The following is a 20,601-nucleotide window of genomic DNA, read 5'->3' as shown; positions in this document are numbered from 1 at the left end:
TTTAAAATACCAAAAATATATTACCATACAACTATTTCATCGTTATATGGTAATGTTTAGCAGGATCCTCTTAAAATCCCCCAAAATATATTAATCCATGAAAAAAAGACCTGTAAAAAATTTCTACAAGCCCTTTTTTTAAGCAGATTTCTGATGAGCCCTTCTCGTTTCAATGATTTTCGAGCCTGAAAATAGTAGTAACGCTGCCCAAATAATGCTAAATGCTAATAGCTCTATTTGACTAAACGGTTCTTTATAAAGCACGATTCCTAAAATTAATACTATTGTTGGCGATACGTATTGAATAAAGCCTAATAAATAGAGTGGAATATTTTGTGCACCTTTTGCAAATAAAATTAATGGCACTGCTGTCACGATACCACTGACAATCATGAGGCTGTCTGTTGTCACATCAACATGTAAAAATGAGGCTTGATTCGTTGTAAAAAGGTAAATATAGTAGCCTAATGCAAACGGTACAATAAATAACGTTTCAATAGCTAGACCTCTTGTCGCATCAAGCTTAATTTTCTTTTTCAGTACACCATAAATGGCGAAGGATAAAGCAATAAGAAGTGCTACCCATGGGATTGACCCATAATTAATCGTTAAAATAATTACAGCGATAAAGGCAATTCCGGTAGCTGCCCATTGCGCACGACTAAGTGCTTCTTTAAAGAAAATAACGCCAAAAATAACTGACAGTAAAGGATTAATATAATAGCCTAAGCTCGTTTCAATTAAGTGATTATGGGTAACTGCCCAAATATATAAATACCAGTTCATTGAAATAACAAAGGAAGCTCCTGCAAGCTGCCAAAAATGCTTTTGGTGTGACCACAAATATTTCAAGTCTGCGATAAGATTTTTGCGCATTCCAAATACTATTACTGCTAGTACTGTAAAGACGAAGGACCAAATGACACGCGATAATAAAATTTCCATACTAGGGACATGCTCAAGCAATTTCCAATAAAGCGGAAATGCACCCCAAAAAGCATAGGCTAAAAATGCCGCCAAAACCCCTTTTTTCTCATTTGACATTGCCTCTAACTCTCCTACTCCATATAAATCTATACGACATACTTAATATTACCATTTAAAGAATAGACTTATTATAGGACTTTGAATGGGAACTGTAAATGCCAAGTTTTAATAAATTGGCATAAACAAAATTACTCTTTCATTTCAGATTCAAGCTCAGAAATATATTTGCGTACCGTACTATAGCTAATATCAGGATTAATTTGTCGTTTTATGCGAATGTGGATTTCTTTAATGCCAACTCCCTGCTCACGCATATCGCGAATCATAGATTTTAAAGGACCTGACAGAGATTCCTTTGACAGAGCAGTATATTTACTTAATTCAATTAATAGCTCTGTATTTTGTCGGCGAATCTCCTTTAGCTCATTTACGACACAATTATATTCTGTTAGCTTTTTTTGTAAGACGGTGTTTTGCTGCTTTATTTTTTGCATGTCTTCCACAAGCTCCATATTTTTCTTCTTTAACACTTTTCTCTCTTGCTCTAAAACAGTGTGCTTTTCATCTAAATCTATGTTCATGGCATTGTACAGCTCTTCTATTTGCATTAATTCTTGGTAGCGACTTTTTAACACGAGCATTAGGTTTTCTGTCGTATTGATTGCTAGCGCTCCATCCTTTAAACGTTCACATGATAATGAAGTAGGATTCATTTTGCTCATCATCTTTTAACCCCATGATTGATTATTTTATGTAATCGAATTGCATTGTTTAGCATCTTTCCTCTTCCCTCTTCTTTGATAATCATTCTCATTTACCTTATCATAATGAGGAATTTCTATTTTGTCAAAAAAAGCTTCTTGCAAAGTAAGATGCAAGAAGCTTTACGATTACATTTTTTTCAGTTTTTCATATTCAAGCTGCAGACGTTCGATACGTTTACGGCCTTCCTCTCGATTTCTTGCTGTTTCTGCTTGAATTTGCTTCGTTTCTTGAATACCAGACATAATTGTTTGCCATGTCGTTTCAATTGTTTCGATTTTAATGCTTGGGCTACCAGCCGCACGCGCGATATTAACACTATTTTTACTAATATTTTCTGCATTTCGTACAAGCATTTCATTCGTACGACGGTCTAATTCACTCATTGAATCTGAAATAAGCTTTTGGCGTTTTAACGTCACCGCATGGATAAGCCCTTGCTTAAATATAGGAATTGTCGTCACAAACGCAGAGTTAATTTTAGCAATTAAATGGTTATTCCCTTGCTGCATTAATCGAATTTGTGGAGCAGATTGGAATGAAACTTGTTGCGCCATTTCTAAATCATAACGACGCTGTTCTAGTAAATCAACGGCACGTACCATCGTTTCATATTCCATTGCCGCTAATTGATCACCAGTTTGTGCTTTTTGTTCAAGTGCTGGTAAGGATGAACGTACTTCATCTGTTTTCACTTCAATTGCCGCGATAAATTTACTTAAAGTTTGGAAGTAATTTAAGTTTTGATCATATAAATTTTCAAGATCAATGGTATTACGTTTCATTTCACCTTCGTATTTTTGAACCTCGCGGAAAATGACATCCACTTCCTTGTTCATGCTGTCATATTTGGATAGAAACTTTTCTAATTGTTCCTTTCCTTTATTAAACAGCTTCGTAAGGAAGCCACCTTTTTTATCCTCTTCAAAATCTTGAGGATCAAATTTATCCATAATTCTATTTAAATTATTTAATAATACACTCGATTCCTCAAGCTTGCTTGTTTTCATCGTGGCTAGCATTTTATCTGAAAAAGTAGAAATACCATTCGCAGTTTCTTTTCCAAGCTCTAGCATAGCAATTTGGTCTTTCACATCAATTTTTTGTGCTAATGCATGAACCTCAGGATCTTGCTTTAATTTAAGTTGATTCTGTGCAATTTGTGATAGCTCTTGCTCAGAAACAAGTACGGGTTTTGGCTCTTGCTCCACCTGTAATAATGGATTAGGTTGTAATAATGGATTTTCTGATGCAAATGGATCCTTTGATTTTAATAGGTCGTTGTCGAATTCAGACATAAAAGTTTTACCCCCTGCGATTTATCTCTTTTATTTACATACGATTCCAAGCTGAAAAAGTTTCATTTTAGTCAAGTTTTACAAAATAAGAGTGATTGAACTATTGACAAAAAGCTTTAATTGCTCAAGATCATTTAAGACTTTTGCCAACTCATTTACGCATAGGTAGCTGCTGCTCATGTTTCACAAAGAACTGTTCTCTCTCCTCTTGTATCGCTAGGCGTTGACTAGGTGATTTTTTTAATCTTCAATCATTCTTGATTAACAAAACTACACCCTATTCTATAAATTATAGCTTGTTTCATTTGGAAATTCGACTGAAACCACGAAATATTTTACATAGTTTTCTAACACTAGTGTATTTTAGGACTTACCTCGTGACATAGGGTTAATTCCTGCTCCAACTGGGCGCCATAACAATGAAAAAAGCAGCTACTTACTGTTTTATTAAAAGTCAAGCGTTCAACAAAATCCATTGAAATATGTTAAACCTTTTATTGTAATTCGAAACGAAGTACATAACTTCTTTATGTGTTATCCCTCAATCCTTAACAATTAGCAACTGCAAAAACTCCATTTTGAAAAAAGATTGATCAAAATAGAGTTACTTTTTAGATAAGTCATGAAATTCCTCCTGTTCTGTCATACGTAACTTTCATAATTTGCTTTTAGTTGATTTTGTAATCTTGCTCTTATATTCCCAAATCCGTACAAATAATGAATTTTGGGTTTATACTAGTTTTCCGTGGAGGTGATGACATGAGAAAACAAAATAAGCCAAAGCGATCGAGGAAAAGAGAGGAGTTTTGTCTGCTGAACAAAAGATGAGTGCTGAAATTGATTAATGGAGGTATTTTATGAAAAATAACAATCATTTTAATTTTTACAAGCTTTGGCTAGGACAGTCTATCAGTTTGTTAGGTACCCAGTTTACAATAGTAGCTTTGCCTCTTTTTGCATTAGAGGTGCTAGAAACAAGTGAGGCGAATGCTGCCTTGCTTCGTGGGATTATATTCGTACCTTACCTAATTTTCGGATTAGTAGCAGGTGCTTTGATAGACATCCTTCATAGAAAAAAGGTTTTGCTAATTTGTAGTATATGCCAAGGCTTTTTATTTTTATCAGTATTCATACTGACTGTATCAAATATAATAACGTTCCCTTTATTGGTGTTTCTCATGTTCTTAAATGGTATATTCACCACTTTTTACAACATTACAATTCCTACTTTCTTACCTGAAATATTAACAGATAAAGACAACTTAAAAAAAGGAAATGCGCAACTAGCCCTTTCGGAGTCACTTTCTATAGTAATCGGTCCTATGCTAGCAGGAATCGTAATTACTCTAGTTGGATTAACAGGCATATTCACTGTTGACGCGGTAACGTATTTTGTTTGTTTTGTGTGTGTACTATTTATTTCAAGGTTTAAACCGCATACAGAAGGCTCTTTAAAAAACGTAAATATAAAAACGATATATATAAACATATATGAAGGCTTGATATATTTCAAAAGCCACCCCGTATTGGAACCAATTGTAAGCTGTGGCGCAGTTTACGGTTTTTTTAAATATATACTAAATAGCATTTTAGTAATATTCCTATATAAGATAATGGGTCTATCTGAACTTGAAATAGGCTTTGTTATAGGCTCGGCAGCTATAGGATTTTTAATAGGTAATACGATACTCGTCAAAAAAAGTCAACAAATTAATAACACAAGAATGCTTGTTTATAGCGCTACTGTATCAGTTATAGGTCTGTCCTTAATACCGATAATGGGATATTTGGGAACCGTATTCGGTATAGTAGCAGCAAGTATTATACATGGTATGGGAGAAGGTGTATTTGGTCCTTACGCTGCAACCATACGACAACTCGTCTCACCAAATCACATGCTGGGCAGAGTAAATGCTGTACAGCGTACGCTTAATTGGGGAGCTTGGGCATTAGGAAGTTTTGCTAGTGCATTTTTAGTTTCAATATTTGGGCTTCAAACTACGTTCTTTATAGGGGGCTTTGGAACAACATTGTGTTTAATAGTGTTGTTAAGGCGAGGCGTATCAAAAGGAACCAACATTGAATATATGAGTTCAATTTAGAGGAGATGATTATGATGTATAAAGTATCAAAAGGAACTGACATTGAAAATACACCACACATTTTATTTATAGGAGGATGGACAAAGCCTATACAAGATGCTTTAGACAGGGGGTATAATGTTTCCTATTTAGGCTCTTACACTAAACACATATATTTCGATGGAACTATCTTAGAAAAGTGTTTCTATAAAAAAGAAATAGATACAACAAACATACCCGTGTGTGTCTACTATGCTGAAGAATTGTTCAAGGAGAAACCATTTGATCTAGTTGTATCTTTCAACGAGGTAGCCTTGGATACTGCAAGCATTATTGGAAAGATTTTTAATGTTAAAGGATTTTCTTACAACGCTAATATGATAACCCGCAATAAAAACATGATGCGTGAACTTCTAGTAGGCAAAGACTATTCGATCGATTCGATAATTTGCAACAACATAAAAGACATTGATGAATTTTTGCATAAAAAAGATAGTATTATAATAAAACCTCCAATTGGCGTAGGTGGTAAAGGGGTGTTAAAGCTAGACATAGGAGATGACGTAGAGGTATTTATTAAAGATAACGATATTCAACTACCTATTTTAGGGGAAGAGTACGTTGAAGGTGACGTAGTTTATACGGTCGAAGCCGTTTCTTATAACAAAAAACATTCTATACTAGCCATATCAGCTGAAATATTTAAAGCGGATACGTTTTTAATAAACTATACTATTATGCCGGCACCTATAGATGAATCTCAAAAAAAATTAATCATTGAGAAAGTAATGTTATTCTTGGACGACATACAACTAGAAAATGGCATTACTCATACAGAAGTAAAGGTAGACAAACAAAATAGGCCTATTATCATCGAGTCTCAAGTTAGGATAGGTGGGGGTAATATTTGGAAAATGGTAGAACTAACAACCGGTATATCTCAATTTGGATACTATTTTGATGCATTGGTTACTAAAAATATAGATGAATTTAAATGTGTGCCTTCAAAATGTCAAGCTATGTCTTTAAGCTTAATTCCAAAACCAGGTTGCTTAAAAGAAATCAAGTTTAAAGGGTTAGCTAACATATCCGAGGTCGTATCGATTGATCTTTTAGTAAAAGAAGGTGACACCATACCAACTATTGTAGACAGCACTCACCGCAAAGGATATATATTATTTACAGCTAATGATATAAAACATATGTACGAAGTTGCAGATAAAATATGTGACAATTTAACGTTTGTTTATCAGGATTTGTCAGAATGGAAACCTTCTTTTAAAAAAATATTTTAAAAGGAATGTGGCACATACTAGTCTATGTCAAGAAAAAGGACAATTTGAACCACGTTTGTCTTTCCCTTATTTATTTTATTTCCTATTCAATATTCATGCCCTATTATTATTTAAAATCTGTATCAGAACTACAATATGCTATTCGTTGTTAAGAAAATAGAGGCACCGTTTAGTAATTGTTGGAAATTCAAGTGTGTGGTTGATTTCCGTTCCGACTGGGCACTTTGTTGCTGCCGCTTCGCTTTCGCACAGAAAAAACATTTGTTACTGCCGCTTCGCTTTCGCACAGAAAAAACATTTGTTGCTGCCGCTTCGCTTTCGCACAGAAAAAACATTTGTTGCTGCCGCTTCGCTTTCGCACAGAAAAAACATTTGTTACTGCCGCTTCGCTTTCACACAGAAAAAACATTTGTTGCTGCCGCTTCGCTTTCGCACAGAAAAAACATTTGTTGCTGCCGCTTCGCTTTCGCACAGAGCAAAGCTTCCTGGGGTTGTCCGATGAGCCGCTTTTGGTGTTGCTGTCGCTACGCTTTCGCACAGAAAACATCCGCTTCGCTGCGGGGTCTCGGGCCAACACGATGTTGGTCACGAAGGCATTATCACAGGATGTGATGCTTTTAGCCTTCGTTCCTCTATTACTGATCCCCGAGAAGTCGCTCACTCCAATCTACTATTTACATAGTAGACGTTTTAACAAAAGTCATCCACAACTTTTGGTGATGAACCTGATTTTTATCAAAAGATTTTCTCTCAGTCTCTATATAATGAAAGAATCTTTTTACCGTGTCTTTACTAGAACGTTAAAAATTGATTTTACTACCATGGCTTTCTTTGTTAAATGTAATAACATGCCGGGCGCACATAAAAAGCACATCACTAAAATTAAATTTAGTAATGTGCTTTTTTATTAAATGTGTAACATTATAAGTGAAACACTATAAGACCTAATGTACAATTACTTGTACTTAATCTTACAGAGAATAGCTGCTTTCATCATGTAGTCACTTTAAGGACCGTTTTAATTTTCTTAATAACGCCACCTGAACTATATGTTAGTACGCTGCGTTTATAGAATGAAATACTGAATAAATAAGCAACAATAATTGTCGCTATTAAAATACCTAACGATAGAAGTGGTACCATTACGCCAATATCAGTAGCCCCGATACGCATCGGCATAATCATGCCAGATGTAAATGGAATATAAGAGAATATCTTAATGATAAGAGTATCCGGATTTCCCATTCCCGATAACATAACATAGAAACCAATTAATGTAATCATCATGGCTGGCATTAATACTTGACCTGCTTCTTCAACTTTAGACACTAAAGAGCCGAATAATGCACCAACAATTAAATAAAGAATAATTGTTAATAGTAAGAATAGCACGGCATATATCACATAACTAATCGATAATTCACTAACGATACTAGATGCCATATCCCAAATAACACCGTTTTTCGCAAATTTCGCATAGATTAGGAAGACAACTATAATAATACCCATCTGTGTTAATGCGAGTAATAATACACCAGCAATTTTTGCTTTAAAATGGGTAGCTGGTTTTACACTTACTAGTAGCATTTCCATTGCACGTGAACCTTTTTCAGTCGCAATTTCCGTTGTAATCATAGATAGGAATGTAGAAATAAAGAAATAAATTAAAATACCTACTGCATAAGATACAAATTGTCCTGATTGTTTTTCTTCTTCGCTTTTACCACCTGTAGACTCTGTATTTAAGTTTTTATCAGTAATAATCGTTTTGGCATCCATAACTTGAGTTGCTTGTTCAGGCGTTAATGATAACTGTTGTACAGCATAATTTTGACCAGCAAGTTGCAGAATCGAATTTATCGCACCTTGATCATTTAATTTCAACGGAGTGAAAGTGGCAATTTCAGCATGAAGCTGTCCATCTTGATCTGTTATTGTAACGATTGCATCTAGCTTTTCGTCTTTGACCTTTTTCTCTAGCTTCGATATATTCGATTCATTTTGTATAAATTCCATATCGCCATTCGATACAAAGAGACCACTTAAATCAGCTGTCGTTTCATTGACGATTGCAATTTGTTGCGCTTGATCATCACCCGTAAAAAGCTCTTTAATATCTGACCAGAAAACTGCAACAGACATCCCAAGTATATAAATGCATGTCATTACAACAAAGGATTTTGATTTTATTTTTGATGTGTAAAGCTGTTTCATTAACAAATTAAACTTCGACAACGTTGCCACCTACCTTATCTTTAAAGATTTCATTTAACGATAAATAATCTAAGCTGAATTTTTCTATATATTTACCATTGGAAAGCTTCTCGAAAATGCTTTGTGCATAGCTCTCATCCTCTAGAGTGAGCACTGTTTGCTCTTTCTCCACACGAACATCTTTGACTCCCTCAAGCGTTAACAATTGAGTTGTCGACCATTCTGTACGTACTGCCAATCTAGTTTTTCCGTATTGTTTCTTTAAATCTAGTAGACTACCTGAAAACAGAGAGACTCCTCGTTTTAATAGACAAAGATGATCGCATAGCTCCTCTACATTATCCATCTGGTGACTAGAGAACAAAATCGTTGTGCCCTGTTCTTTTAAATGCAATATTGCATCTTTCAGTAAATCTTTATTCACAGGATCAAGTCCACTGAATGGTTCGTCTAGTATTAAGAACTGCGGTTTATGAATAAAGCTAGCAATCAGTTGTACTTTTTGCTGGTTCCCTTTTGACAAAGTTTCAGCCTTATCTTTCCGTCTTTCTTCGAGCTCAAAGCGGTTAATCCAATAATCAATCTCCTTCTTTAACATCGACTTCTTCATGCCACGTAGCTCGCCAAAAAAGTAAAGCTGATCCTCTACCTTCATCGTCGGAAAAATGCCTCGTTCCTCAGGTAAATAGCCAAGTACATCACGGTTGATGGCATTAACGGGTTTGCCATCCCACGTAATTGTACCCGCCGTTGTCTCCTGTAAATCTAGAATCATTCGGAACGTCGTTGTTTTACCCGCTCCGTTTTGTCCTATCAGCCCAAAAATCTCTCCTTTTTCAATGGTGAAATTTAAGTTGTCCACTGCTGTGAAGTCTTTGTATTTCTTCGTGACACGCTCTAATTGTAATGTCATCCTTTTTCCTCCTACGCTTCGAATATATGTATTTCCTGTTGTAGTCCTTTTTTACGTCTTTCAACCTTCAAAATTTGCATACACAGAATTATTACGACTACAAAATTTATAAATGATAATCCCGTATTTAAGAATCTTTCCGTTGATTCACCAAGTCCAATATAAAGATTGATAAATCCAATTAATAGATTAAGAAATGCGACGGATATAAAAAGACGACTTATTGATTTTAAATACTTTATTTTCGAAGAACTATCTGAAAATAATTCAAATGGACCTTCTGATTTCTTTTTACGGTAATAAGCCCATACGCCAAATTTTGAAACAAACTCAATATTCATCGTATCTAAAAAATCATAGTAATCCTGGTTTTTGCCTTTGACTAGTTCATTGCGATAAATATATTGACCAGGTTCCCCTTTTTCAAAAATAAAACATCCCACCATTGTACGCTTTAGATGCCAACCTTGTTCCGCCATATCATTTACCCACGCTTCTTCCTTTTCATAATCGAGAAAAAAACGATACACTCTTTTTTTCATAAAGTCCCACCTCCAATCTTTAATCGTATAAAACTGATGCGAACTCCTGGTTAAATATGCGCTTTGATAATCGTCTATTAATTATTTTTTCTGATTTCCCAGAAAATAATTATGAGGCAAATACGAAATCCCATACTTATGTAGCTTTCTAATTGGCATTAATGGAACAGTCTCCTATACTAATCTGTATACAGATCTAAATCCTTCTTCAATTTATTGCGCACACGAACAAGTTTTAATAATGGAATTGAAAAAAACACGACTACAAGAATATTAGTGATATTCATTGATAATTTCATCCAGTCTATTGCGTGTGTTGAAAAAACCCCACTCAGACCAATTAGTCCTATAACCAAATTAAGAAGGATAAGCGATAGTAGCAAGGAAATTCTTTGGGACAGCTTATTAACTTTATTTTTCTTATCAGAGTAAAGTTCAAAAGGTCCATCATTTGCTAGTTTCCTAAAGAAGACGAGATTGCCAGAACGATCTACCTGTTCAATTCCTGAGGACCTCAGAAATTCAAAGTATTCGTCTTCATACGAAGCACCGTAGCGCTCTAATTCATCATGCCGATAAATATAGCTACCTGGTTCCCCACGTTCGAATGTGAAACGTATCCAAGCGAACTTTTTTAAATGCCAACCTTGTCTTGCCATATCGTTAACCCATTTCTCAATATCATACGGGTTAACAGCCAATCGATATTTATTCATTTGTTCCATCCTCCCTCGTTATACGGATGCCGTTGTCAAAAAGTTCCCTTAATCTCAAAATTTCGTATTCAACGACTTTTTTTCCACTCTCTGTAATGATGTACTCCTTTTTTCGTCCATCACCGTCAAGCGCCTCAATCCATCCTCGCTCGAGTAAAGTTTTAATAGCTCCATAAATCGTCCCCGCTCCAAGCCGAACACGACCATCACTCATTTCCTCTACCAATTGCATGATGCCGTAACCATGTCTTGCATTAAATAAAGCTAATAAAATATAATAAACGCCTTCTGTTAATGGCGGGTGCTCTTGCGTCATACAAATCCCCCTTTTTTATATCGTCCAACAATATATCGTCAGCTGATACAATTAAAATATATCAGCTGGCGATATAGTTGTCAACATTATTTTTTCCATAAAAAGTTATTCAATTATACTCCGGCATAATTGCTTTCGGAAGCTTTTAGCCAACACGACATTGGTCACTCAGTCGTTGCCACAGGATGTGACGTTCTTAGAATGAGTTCCTCTATTCAGCGGGTGTGGCACGACACCTGCTAGCTTTTCGTGTACGTAGTGAAGCAATATATTTTGATTCTCTTTGAGTTTCCTAAGATACCCGAACATTTCAGCAGTTCTTGGCATTAACAAGGCAATCCGGTCATCTAAACGTTTCCTAATTTCGCCTGTCCTTCAATATTTATATTGCGTATGAAATTGTTATATGCTAGCATGTAAGTAATTACTTGCATGAAAGGAAGAACGCTATTGTCAACAAAAAGCACCGTAGAACGAATCACTGAAGCAGCTTTACAACTCATTAGTGAGAAGGGCTATACTGCGGCGACAACGAAAGCTATCGCTGAATTAGCAGGGGTCAATGAAGTAACAATTTTTCGCCACTTCGGAAACAAGCGTGGTATTTTGAAAGCCATTATTGAGCAATTTTCCTATTTCCCTCTTTTACAGCAAGAGATCAATAAAAATGTTACGTGGGATTTGGAAACGGATTTACTAAACTTCTCCATCAAGCATTTTAACTTTTTAATGTCTATTAAAGACTTTGTCATGATCGGCTTTAAAGAAGCCATGCAGTTTCCTGAGATTAATGAAGAGATTGCTAACATCCCACTGCATATTAAAAACGAGCTTATTCATTATTTTCAGGAAATGCATGAAAGAGGGAAAATGAGAGAAATTGACTTTGAAGCAACAGCGTTATCTCTTATTGCTGTAAATTTTGGTCATTTCATGTCACGTGCACGCTTAGGAACAAATGTTTCTCATATGCCATCTGAAGATTTATTAAAAACAAGTATTTCAATTTTTTCTAGGGGATTGACTCCCTAGAAAAAATTTTTCCTATCAATGCAAGTAAGTACTTACTTATATCGGAGGTCTATTTATGAATGGTTTACAAGCTTTATTTAAAGTTCGAGAAACTTATATTGGCATCGTCATCACAATTGCATTTCAGATTATTTTCTTTTCCGTATGGATGACCGCCTATGATGGTATCAATGACAGAACAGACAATTTAAAGATTGGACTAATTAGTGAAGATACAGAGATGGGGCAACAAGTAGTAAATGAAATAACAGCCACCCTACCTTTCACATTAGAAAATTACACTTCTCTTGACAAAGCTGAGCAAGCATTAAATCGACGTGATATCCATATGATTATCCATATTCCAAGCGATTTTACGAGTCAATTACAAGCCGGTAAAGAGGCTGAAATAATTTACGCTATTAATCAAGCGAATGCTAGTATCGCAAAAAACATGATGGAAGGAATAGCCAAACAAGTAACCGAGGAAATTAACCATAATATTTACCCTTTACAACAGGGCAAAACCATTGAAGCATTTTCTCAAAAGTTCTCACAGCTTCCAATGGAACAAAATACTGCGCAAATTAATGAAGCCGTTGCTACCACAATTATGAGTGTCAAGGATCGTGCGATAAATTCTACTATTATTAAAACGAATAATGTTGAAGCGTTTGCTGCAAATTTTGTGCCATTGATGGTTATTATTTCGTCATTTGTTGGTGCAATGGTCATGATTATGCAGCATCAGCAGGCTGCACAACTTGTGCAACATACAATTTCGAAGTGGCAATTGTTCCGAGCGAGACAGCTTATTAATATTGGTGTTGCCTTTGCCCTTCCACTATTAACGATTGCCTTAATGCATCTATTTAATATTTCAAGTCAAGTAAATTTTTTATCAGTATATCTTTTGCAAGCATTAATGTTCTGGGCTTTCCTCTGCCTAGCACAAGCCTTTATCATCATTTTTGGTAATCTGGGTATGATTTTTAATATTTGCGCTCTTTCTATGCAGCTTGTTACTTCAGGAGCTCTAGTTCCACAAGCAATGCTATCTGATTTTTACAATAAACTAGCGTCGCTTCTTCCAGCTACTTATGGAGCTGATGGCTATTTCACCATTATTTTTGGTGGAAGCACTGATAATTTAATGAGTGATTGTAGCTCGTTAGGAATGATCATTGCTGTAACATTGACCATTTCTACTATCGTCGTTGCTTTAAAAAAATCAAAAGTACAAAGCGAACGCGAGCAGATAGTCCCTGCTACTATTCAATAATTAGGTCAAAAAAAAAGCGATGTACTAATGAACGAATCAGTACATCGCTTTTAGAGTTAAAAATAAAATGGTAAAGGATATATTTATGTATATTATAGACCTAAAATGAAGATGATTTTCGTTCCAGGCTTACCCATCAACATAAGAAGACACTATTTTGCGAAGTGCTTGATTGGAGTGGAGACTGAGCGACTCCTTGGAGATTAGCGATATAGATGAACGAAGGCTAAAACCAAAGCACTCAGTCAGAACGGAAATCAACCCCTCGTTTTGCAAAAGAGCTGTACATTAATATGACAAATTAATTCATACTAGTTTTGATAAATGAGTGCTATTCACCTATTTATTCTACACTTCTAATCAACCCTTCATCAATTTTCACCAATTCGCAAAATACCGGCAAGTTGTTTATTTAAGGTACTTACGCTATCTACAAAATCTTGACGATACCATTGAATGATTAGGCCAATGATTGCGTTTGCTTGATACGCACTATAATACTCAATGGATATCTCATCATGTACTTTATTATGGAGTGCGATATCTCTTTTTAGTAGAGCAAAAATGCCATCAAATAACATGTAATAGTATGTCAGCGGTACATTCTTGGAAAAAACAATACGATAGAACATTTTAAAGCGCTCAATATGATGAAAAATACGAATAGTATTTGGATCTATTTGATTTTTATCCAATGTTGTTACTGCACGGTACGGTTCTTCATAGGAATTATTCAAATCCCTCATAATTTCCTGAAAGTATTCCTCAAATAGGCCTTCCTTTTGCTCATAGTGCAAGTAGAAAGTACCCCTATTTAACTTTGCGACCCGACAAATTTCTGCGATTGTAATGTTTTCTAAAGGCTTCTCACTCAATAACGTTAGTAAAGCATTATGTAATGCTTGCTTCGTTTTGACAACTCTTAAATCGTTAGCGCCCAAATTTTTTCCCCCTTACTAAACAGATTTTTTAGATGTGTTGATTACTGAACAGTTCCTAGTATTTTGCGCATTGAAATCGCTTACAAAATTATTATATTATTTTAATGAACACATGTTCAATATTTAACATTTTATATCCTCGAATTCACTGGAACAAACGCTGGTGCAAGAACATAAATTATAGGAGGTTTTTGAGATGAGATTAGACGATAAAGTAGCCATCGTAACAGGTGCAGCGTCAGGTATGGGTAAAGCAATTGCAGAGGGCTATGCCAAAGAAGGAGCAAAGGTCGTAGTTTCTGACTTAAATTTAGAAGGTGCACAAGCAGTTGTTGCGGGTATCCAAGCAACTGGTGGCTCAGCGATCGCTATTCAAACGAATGTTACCTCAACAGAAGACCTACAACGCTTATTTGATGAAACAAAAAACGCTTATGGCAAATTAGATATTCTAGTGAATAATGCTGGTATTATGGATGGCATGGAACCAGTCGGTGAAGTTTCTGATGAACGTTGGGACAAAGTATTCGCGGTGAATACAACTGCCGTAATGCGTTCGATGCGTATGGCAACAGAGATTTTCCTTGCCCAAGGACATGGAGTCATTGTAAACAATATCTCTGCTGGTGGTTTATATGGCGCTCGTGCTGGGGCTGCCTATACTGCTTCTAAGCATGCTGTTGTTGGTCTAACAAAAAATACAGCATTTATGTATGCAGATAAAAATATTCGCTGTAATGGTATCGCTCCAGGTGCAGTGATCACAAACATAGCCTCTTCCATGACAAATGTGAGTCAAACAGGTGCAGCTCGCCAAGCACTAGGTTTAGCTATTAACCCACGTGCAGGACAACCTGAGGAAATTGCTCAGCTCGCTATATTCCTTGGCTCAGAAGAGGCAAGTTTTGTCAACGGACAAGTAATTACTGTAGATGGTGGCTGGACAGCTTACTAAGCTTCACCATACGAAAAAGCACGCACATAAAATCCATTGTGCGTGCTTTTGATTATTTTATATTTAAATTTTCATCTGCTCTTCTTGCTGGGAATAAGCATCCTATAAAAGCACCAATTAACGCTGGTAATATCCATCCTAAGCCCATATCGTAAAAAGGTAATAAGTTGGAATAAGCTTTTTCAATCGCATCAAAAATACCCAATTTCGCGGCAGGAATGCTACCCACTAACGCTTTATAACCATCAATTACACTAATAAAAATTGTGAAAATCATAGTAATTGCATATACTGTTTGCTTATTTTTAAATAGTGATGAGCATAATGCAAGGACAATTAAGACAATTGCTAGCGGATATAAGAACATCAGCACTGGAATAGCAAACTTTATAATATTCGTTAATCCGAAGTTGGCGATTGTAAATGACACAACGCACAATAAAAAAACAAACCATTTATAGCTTAATTTCGGGAACACTTCGTGGAAAAATTCACTACAAGATGTGATTAAGCCAATACTTGTCTTTAAACAAGCAAGGACAATTATAACTGCTAATAAAATAGCCCCGTATGATCCAAAATAGTGATCGGCCACTGCGGCAAATATTAAGCCACCGTTATCAAATGTACCAATAGCTTCAATACTCGATGCCCCCATATACGTTATTAAACCGTATATTAACGTCATTAATGCCATGGCGAAAATACCAGATTTCCACGTTGCTTTAGCAATTTCCTTTCTATCTGATATCCCTGCGCTTTTAATTGCGTTAATTACAACGATACCAAAAGCTAATGAGGCTAAAGCATCCATTGTGTTATAGCCTTCTTTAAAGCCTGTCATAAATGCCGAATCAATATAATCTCCGATTGGCTGCTGGAAATGGCCCATCGGTTTTACAATACTAATAATAATTAAAATAAATAACACAATCAAAAATGCTGGTGTTAAATATTTTCCGATATAATCCATAATTTTCGCTGGATTCAATGAGAAATAAAAAACGATGGCAAAAAATACGAAGCTAAATAAAGCAAGTAAAAGTGTTGTATGCTCCGCTTGTATATACGGTTCAAAGCCAACAACAAACGGAACTGTCGCTGTACGTGGAATCGCAAAAAAAGGACCAATCGTTAAATAGAGGGCTAATGAAAAGATGACGCCGAATAATGGGTGAACACGGCTCGCTAAGTCACGCAAACCGTTACTACCTGATAAACCGATAGCTAGAATGCCTAAAAACGGTAAACCGATAGCTGTTACTAAAAATCCAATTAAGCCAAACCAAAAGTTAGTCCCTGCTAATTGTCCAAGCTGAATTGGAAAAATAAGATTGCCTGCTCCAAAATACAGTCCGAAAAGCATTGTACCAATGACTGCATATGTTGAAAAAGGTATTTTCTGTTGCATTTTGATGTACTCCTTAGATGTATTTAACCATTGCATACAATTTATATGAAGAGATTTCTCATTACAATTCCACTATATTAACATAGCATTTATTTAAAAAACAATAGTTGTTTTTTCCTTTTAAACTTTTCACTGGTGCTGTCATACACCTTCACGTGGAAGTGAGAACTTCTTTCGGGTGTGAATAGAGAAAACTAAAAAGAGCTGTCTGCTGACAGCTCCTTAGTTTGCTACAGACCAATCTATGTGATCTAAAAACTTGTATACGTCCTCATACACTTTTTCACGTTCTTTATCTAAAGTTATAATATGACCTGAATTTTCATACCAAATAATCTCTTTATCATCAGTTTCTACAGTATCTAAAATGAATGGTGCACTTTCTTGATAAAGTTCATCATCTAATGAACCTTGTAATACTAATGTAGGTGCTTTAATTGTAGATAATTCATCGCGTGTTTCTGTAGTTAAACGAGTAACACCGTCTAATGAATCCTTTGGTGTAATACGTAGTTCATGTAATTCAGAAATAATTTGATCTTTTGATTTATTTTCAAAATGTTTATATAAACGAGCGTAATGATAAAGTCGAGTAAATAAACCTTTAGAATTGTCGCGTGTTATCGGTGCACACATTGCAACAACTGCTTTAACTGGAAACGTCTCCGCTACTTTTAAAGAAAATACACCGCCAAGTGAAATCCCTGCTACAGCAATTTCCTCATAGCCTTTACTTTTTAAGAAGTTATAACCTTCCACAACATCGTTCCACCAGTCTTCTGGTCTTGTTTCAAGTAACGCTTCTGGTTCTACACCATGCCCACTATAAATCGGTGCATGAACCGTATAACCACGTTTTGATAAAAATTCTCCTAGCTTTTTCACATCTTTTGTGCTACCTGTGAATCCATGCAATAATAGTACGGCTTTTTTGCCTCCCTCAATAGTTAGAGGTTGTGGCTTAGTTAAATTCATTTTATAGTATCCCCTTCACGGAAATTTGTAATTGTGTAATTTATGTGTCTATCTTAACACCGTTTATTCATAATGTACAATTTATAGTTTTTATCATATTAATGTGTTTCATGCATTAACGATGTGAGGTTAATGACTGTTATATAACGCTTTTTGTACCTTTTATTTTTGCATTTCATTTTTCAAGAGCAAAGTTATTAAAATCTTTTTTCTAGCATTAACTGGCCTAACTTATCTGTAGCAAAAAAGAAGTCAAAATTTTGTGATTTCAAAGAAGTTAGGTGAGGGATAAACTGCCCAAAAAGCGCGATTGGTGAAGATTAATTATTGAGTGGGAAAAAGTTTCACTTTATGTGCCTATACTTCCTACTCTTTTACCGTTATAATGCTGTTAACTCAAAAATAACGGGAATAGAGGTGAAATAATGGAATGGCAGCAATTGGAATACTTTGCTACAGTAGCAAAGCTTGAGCATATGACTCGTGCAGCTGAAGCATTAGCGATATCTCAACCGGCATTAAGTCGTTCGATTTCAAAGCTTGAAGAGGAATTAGGCGTACCCTTGTTCGACCGTCAAGGACGTTCGATTATGCTTAACCGATATGGCGAGCTTTTTTTGTACCGTGTCCAACGTATGCGTAAAGAGTATGAAAAAGCCGTTTTAGAATTACAGGAGCTCAATAATCCAGAGCTAGGAGATGTATCACTCGGTTTTTTACATACACTAGGGACTAGCATCGTACCTGACTTGATTCGCGCTTTCCGACAGAATCATCCACATATACGCTTTCACTTTACACAAAATTACTCACATTCTCAGCTTAAGCAATTACTTGCGGGAGAGTTAGACCTTTGTTTACTTGCATCGATTGACACGGAGCCGCCTGTTTGCTGGAAGGAGCTGTGGCGTGATGAGCTTTTTATTATGGTGCCGATCGACCATCCATTCGCTAACCGGACGAGTATTAAAATGAAGGAACTTGAGCATGAGAATTTTGTTCTAATGAAAAAGGGTTACGCATTGCGCCGTACAGCTGATAAATTATTAAATGCTGCAGGTATTAAACCGAAGATTACTTTTGAAGGTGATGAGGTATCAACAGTTGCTGGTTTTGTAGGTGCTGGGCTTGGCGTCTCGTTGCTACCTGTGGATGAAGATTTGAATCCAAATAAATTAGCTAAAATTCGTGTAGAGGATATGGTTTGTGAACGGATAATAGGTATGGCTTGGATTGAAAATCGATATCTTCCACCTTCAGCAAGGCAATTTCAACAATTTGTATTCAATTTTTACGAAAAGTAATGGCTAGTCATTAAATTTGTACCCAAGTGAGTAACAATGGTTACTCGCTTTTTTTATTTACGAAGAGCGTTCCATAAAGATCACAACAATAAACCACCTTCTCCAAATAAAAAGGTGGTTACTGTAAAGATGCTACTTTATTTCACTACATATTTTAATTGATACGAATACATATCTGTCGTATCTCCATTAAGCTCAAAAAGCCCCTGCTTTGCAAGGGTCAGCAGGCGTTTCTCCACAAACTCTTCACTTAAATAGTCATCAATTGCGCCGAGTGTTTCACCGATGATACGCATCGGTATAAGCCATTCTTCATTTAGTTCGGCATGGGCTCTTTTCGCACATTCCATAATAATTGGATCCAATGCGTCTTCCGCAACATGTACAATTCCATCTTGCCAAATTCGCAGTGTACTATGGTTTTGTTTCAGCTCTTCCCATTCCTTTGCAAGTTGCTGACACTCATCAATAGAAAAGCGCTTTGCCTCAGAACGGAGTTTCATGAGCAAATCTGCTGAAAGTTCACCTGATTGACGGATCCTCAAGTTTGGCTGTACACGCTTTAGGCCCTCTGTAGCATCAATCCCATATACCATACTACATTTATTGATCAATTCGCTCATAACAAGACGTAACCCAATCGCTTCATGGGTACTTTGGCTGTACCAAACCCAGACATCGACATCGCACGGTAAAGCTGCAATTTTTTTCTTCCATACTTGTTGAAGATCCTCGTACAACTCACGTTCTTCATTGTCCCTAAAGATATAGGCTTCTAACCAGTTTTTTCGTTCTTCTGGGCTGCTTAGTGGACCAATCGAGAAAATCTCATGGACACTAAGCACTGATTCATCTCGTTGTAAATGATGCTGTCGTATTGCATGCTTTATCGAACCTTGTGTAGATAAGCTAAACGTTATATGTAAAATCGCCATAAAAATCCCCCAATTTACTGTTTACTCAGCGCTATTTGTATCCCAATAAAAGTGAAAAGTACGCCTTGAATCATATTTAATCGTTTAGCAATTGCAGGCTTACCAATAATCATCTCCCTTACTTTACCGGCAAAAATGCTAAATAATGAAAATAGTAAAAGCGCTTGTACTAAAAATACAAAACCCAAAATTAACATTTGTAAACCTACATGGCCATTAGAAGGATTTACAAACTGTGGCAATAGTGCTAAGAAAAATAAAGAAACTTTTGGATTTAAAATATTCATTAAAATGCCTTTTCGATATAACGTTATATAGGCTTGTTCATTTTGCTGTTCCAATGTAAATGGATCACCTTTCGCACGAAACGATTGCCAAGCTAAATACAATAAATACGCTGCTCCTGCAAACTTAACAATAGAAAAAATTACTGTTGATTGATAAATAATCGCTGAGATTCCTAGAACAGCCGCTCCTATATGAACGAGCAAACCTGTGCAAAGACCAAGTGATGTTGCTATACCAGCCTTTTTATCCTGTGTAATACTTTGCGCAAGAACAAATAAATTATCTGGCCCAGGCATTAATGTTAAAATAATTGCTGCTCCTAAAAACGCCAATAACGTTGAAAACGTCAATACTACCCCTTCTTTCCATTACTTT

General features: G+C 35.9%; 20 protein-coding genes. 7 read left to right on the top strand and 13 right to left on the bottom strand.

Going from position 1 to position 20,601, the window contains the following annotated elements; all coding sequences use genetic code 11:
- Positions 1-138: 138 nt before the first annotated feature.
- The 3 genes from rarD to PVA17_RS07200 all read right to left on the bottom strand — a co-directional run bounded on the left by rarD (position 139) and on the right by PVA17_RS07200 (position 3,047).
- Positions 139-1,044: an EamA family transporter RarD gene (gene rarD / locus PVA17_RS07210; RefSeq protein WP_274067290.1), complete on the bottom strand. Its 906-nt coding sequence runs from the start codon at positions 1,042-1,044 to the stop codon at positions 139-141.
- Positions 1,045-1,175: 131 nt separating this feature from the next.
- On the bottom strand, positions 1,176-1,712 hold the full coding sequence (locus tag PVA17_RS07205; protein ID WP_274067289.1) for a hypothetical protein: 537 nt from the start codon (positions 1,710-1,712) through the stop codon (positions 1,176-1,178).
- Positions 1,713-1,877: 165 nt separating this feature from the next.
- Positions 1,878-3,047, bottom strand: coding sequence for a toxic anion resistance protein (locus PVA17_RS07200; RefSeq protein WP_274067288.1), 1,170 nt, complete (start codon positions 3,045-3,047; stop codon positions 1,878-1,880).
- Between the two features lie 857 nt (positions 3,048-3,904).
- Here PVA17_RS07200 and PVA17_RS07195 point away from each other — a divergent pair.
- The 3 genes from PVA17_RS07195 to PVA17_RS07185 all read left to right on the top strand — a co-directional run bounded on the left by PVA17_RS07195 (position 3,905) and on the right by PVA17_RS07185 (position 7,334).
- Positions 3,905-5,149 carry an MFS transporter gene (locus PVA17_RS07195; protein WP_274067287.1) on the top strand — a complete coding sequence of 415 codons (1,245 nt, stop codon included), beginning with the start codon at positions 3,905-3,907 and terminating at the stop codon, positions 5,147-5,149.
- A 14-nt stretch (positions 5,150-5,163) separates the two neighbouring features.
- Complete coding sequence (locus tag PVA17_RS07190) at positions 5,164-6,423, top strand: ATP-grasp domain-containing protein (protein ID WP_274067304.1); 1,260 nt, start codon at positions 5,164-5,166, stop codon at positions 6,421-6,423.
- 227 nt (positions 6,424-6,650) lie between these two features.
- Entirely contained in the window at positions 6,651-7,334 is a 684-nt protein-coding gene (locus PVA17_RS07185) for a hypothetical protein (RefSeq protein ID WP_274067286.1), read from the top strand.
- Between the two features lie 82 nt (positions 7,335-7,416).
- Here PVA17_RS07185 and PVA17_RS07180 read toward each other — a convergent pair whose 3' ends face one another.
- The 5 genes from PVA17_RS07180 to PVA17_RS07160 form a co-directional block, all read right to left on the bottom strand.
- Positions 7,417-8,667 carry an ABC transporter permease gene (locus PVA17_RS07180; protein WP_274067285.1) on the bottom strand — a complete coding sequence of 417 codons (1,251 nt, stop codon included), beginning with the start codon at positions 8,665-8,667 and terminating at the stop codon, positions 7,417-7,419.
- On the bottom strand, positions 8,645-9,550 hold the full coding sequence (locus PVA17_RS07175) for an ABC transporter ATP-binding protein (RefSeq protein WP_274067284.1): 906 nt from the start codon (positions 9,548-9,550) through the stop codon (positions 8,645-8,647). The genes PVA17_RS07180 and PVA17_RS07175 overlap by 23 nt, the downstream gene beginning before the upstream one ends.
- An 11-nt stretch (positions 9,551-9,561) precedes the next feature.
- Positions 9,562-10,092 (bottom strand): DUF2812 domain-containing protein, encoded by a 531-nt coding sequence (locus tag PVA17_RS07170; RefSeq protein ID WP_274067283.1) that lies wholly within the window; start codon positions 10,090-10,092, stop codon positions 9,562-9,564.
- Between the two features lie 179 nt (positions 10,093-10,271).
- A complete protein-coding gene (locus PVA17_RS07165) occupies positions 10,272-10,808 on the bottom strand; it encodes a DUF2812 domain-containing protein (protein WP_274067282.1) in 537 nt (178 codons plus the stop codon).
- Positions 10,801-11,124 (bottom strand): PadR family transcriptional regulator, encoded by a 324-nt coding sequence (locus PVA17_RS07160; protein WP_132358807.1) that lies wholly within the window; start codon positions 11,122-11,124, stop codon positions 10,801-10,803. Before PVA17_RS07160 ends, PVA17_RS07165 begins: the two co-directional genes overlap by 8 nt.
- A gap of 450 nt (positions 11,125-11,574) precedes the next feature.
- Between PVA17_RS07160 and PVA17_RS07155 the strand changes: the two genes are divergently transcribed.
- Together PVA17_RS07155 and PVA17_RS07150 are read left to right on the top strand one after the other, a co-directional pair.
- Positions 11,575-12,156: a TetR/AcrR family transcriptional regulator gene (locus PVA17_RS07155; protein WP_132358810.1), complete on the top strand. Its 582-nt coding sequence runs from the start codon at positions 11,575-11,577 to the stop codon at positions 12,154-12,156.
- Positions 12,157-12,211: 55 nt separating this feature from the next.
- On the top strand, positions 12,212-13,417 hold the full coding sequence (locus tag PVA17_RS07150; RefSeq protein WP_132358812.1) for a YhgE/Pip domain-containing protein: 1,206 nt from the start codon (positions 12,212-12,214) through the stop codon (positions 13,415-13,417).
- A 371-nt stretch (positions 13,418-13,788) separates the two neighbouring features.
- Here the strand turns inward: PVA17_RS07150 and PVA17_RS07145 are convergent, their stop codons facing one another.
- Entirely contained in the window at positions 13,789-14,358 is a 570-nt protein-coding gene (locus PVA17_RS07145; RefSeq protein ID WP_274067281.1) for a TetR/AcrR family transcriptional regulator, read from the bottom strand.
- 196 nt (positions 14,359-14,554) lie between these two features.
- Between PVA17_RS07145 and PVA17_RS07140 the strand changes: the two genes are divergently transcribed.
- Complete coding sequence (locus tag PVA17_RS07140) at positions 14,555-15,313, top strand: SDR family oxidoreductase (protein WP_132358816.1); 759 nt, start codon at positions 14,555-14,557, stop codon at positions 15,311-15,313.
- Between the two features lie 52 nt (positions 15,314-15,365).
- Here the strand turns inward: PVA17_RS07140 and brnQ are convergent, their stop codons facing one another.
- On the bottom strand, positions 15,366-16,724 hold the full coding sequence (brnQ, locus tag PVA17_RS07135) for a branched-chain amino acid transport system II carrier protein (RefSeq protein ID WP_132358818.1): 1,359 nt from the start codon (positions 16,722-16,724) through the stop codon (positions 15,366-15,368).
- 222 nt (positions 16,725-16,946) lie between these two features.
- Positions 16,947-17,699: an alpha/beta hydrolase gene (locus PVA17_RS07130; RefSeq protein WP_132358820.1), complete on the bottom strand. Its 753-nt coding sequence runs from the start codon at positions 17,697-17,699 to the stop codon at positions 16,947-16,949.
- A gap of 425 nt (positions 17,700-18,124) precedes the next feature.
- Here PVA17_RS07130 and PVA17_RS07125 point away from each other — a divergent pair, with 425 nt between their 5' ends.
- On the top strand, positions 18,125-19,003 hold the full coding sequence (locus PVA17_RS07125; protein ID WP_132358822.1) for a LysR family transcriptional regulator: 879 nt from the start codon (positions 18,125-18,127) through the stop codon (positions 19,001-19,003).
- 137 nt (positions 19,004-19,140) lie between these two features.
- Here the strand turns inward: PVA17_RS07125 and PVA17_RS07120 are convergent, their stop codons facing one another.
- Positions 19,141-19,938, bottom strand: a complete 798-nt coding sequence (locus PVA17_RS07120) for a DUF1835 domain-containing protein (protein WP_132358824.1) — start codon at positions 19,936-19,938, stop codon at positions 19,141-19,143.
- Between the two features lie 14 nt (positions 19,939-19,952).
- Positions 19,953-20,576, bottom strand: a complete 624-nt coding sequence (locus tag PVA17_RS07115; protein ID WP_132358826.1) for a LysE family translocator — start codon at positions 20,574-20,576, stop codon at positions 19,953-19,955.
- Between the last annotated feature and the right edge of the window lie 25 nt (positions 20,577-20,601).

It is taken from the genome of Lysinibacillus sp. CNPSo 3705 (genome assembly GCF_028674935.1).
Lineage (GTDB): Bacteria > Bacillota > Bacilli > Bacillales_A > Planococcaceae > Lysinibacillus.
The sequence above is the reverse complement of the archived record's forward strand: the minus strand, read 5'-3'. Positions and strand labels throughout refer to the sequence as shown.

What these genes read in the sequence shown, in the direction of transcription:
- PVA17_RS07170 (WP_274067283.1), bottom strand. Translation starts at nt 10,092, where the DNA reads ATGAAAAAAAGAGTGTATCGTTTTTTTCTCGATTATGAAAAGGAAGAA.
- PVA17_RS07140 (WP_132358816.1), top strand. Translation starts at nt 14,555, where the DNA reads ATGAGATTAGACGATAAAGTAGCCATCGTAACAGGTGCAGCGTCAGGT.
- PVA17_RS07130 (WP_132358820.1), bottom strand. Translation starts at nt 17,699, where the DNA reads ATGAATTTAACTAAGCCACAACCTCTAACTATTGAGGGAGGCAAAAAA.
- PVA17_RS07195 (WP_274067287.1), top strand. Translation starts at nt 3,905, where the DNA reads ATGAAAAATAACAATCATTTTAATTTTTACAAGCTTTGGCTAGGACAG.
- PVA17_RS07165 (WP_274067282.1), bottom strand. Translation starts at nt 10,808, where the DNA reads ATGAATAAATATCGATTGGCTGTTAACCCGTATGATATTGAGAAATGG.
- rarD (WP_274067290.1), bottom strand. Translation starts at nt 1,044, where the DNA reads ATGTCAAATGAGAAAAAAGGGGTTTTGGCGGCATTTTTAGCCTATGCT.
- PVA17_RS07200 (WP_274067288.1), bottom strand. Translation starts at nt 3,047, where the DNA reads ATGTCTGAATTCGACAACGACCTATTAAAATCAAAGGATCCATTTGCA.
- PVA17_RS07205 (WP_274067289.1), bottom strand. Translation starts at nt 1,712, where the DNA reads ATGATGAGCAAAATGAATCCTACTTCATTATCATGTGAACGTTTAAAG.
- PVA17_RS07190 (WP_274067304.1), top strand. Translation starts at nt 5,164, where the DNA reads ATGTATAAAGTATCAAAAGGAACTGACATTGAAAATACACCACACATT.
- PVA17_RS07120 (WP_132358824.1), bottom strand. Translation starts at nt 19,938, where the DNA reads ATGGCGATTTTACATATAACGTTTAGCTTATCTACACAAGGTTCGATA.
- PVA17_RS07160 (WP_132358807.1), bottom strand. Translation starts at nt 11,124, where the DNA reads ATGACGCAAGAGCACCCGCCATTAACAGAAGGCGTTTATTATATTTTA.
- PVA17_RS07175 (WP_274067284.1), bottom strand. Translation starts at nt 9,550, where the DNA reads ATGACATTACAATTAGAGCGTGTCACGAAGAAATACAAAGACTTCACA.
- brnQ (WP_132358818.1), bottom strand. Translation starts at nt 16,724, where the DNA reads ATGCAACAGAAAATACCTTTTTCAACATATGCAGTCATTGGTACAATG.
- PVA17_RS07150 (WP_132358812.1), top strand. Translation starts at nt 12,212, where the DNA reads ATGAATGGTTTACAAGCTTTATTTAAAGTTCGAGAAACTTATATTGGC.
- PVA17_RS07125 (WP_132358822.1), top strand. Translation starts at nt 18,125, where the DNA reads ATGGAATGGCAGCAATTGGAATACTTTGCTACAGTAGCAAAGCTTGAG.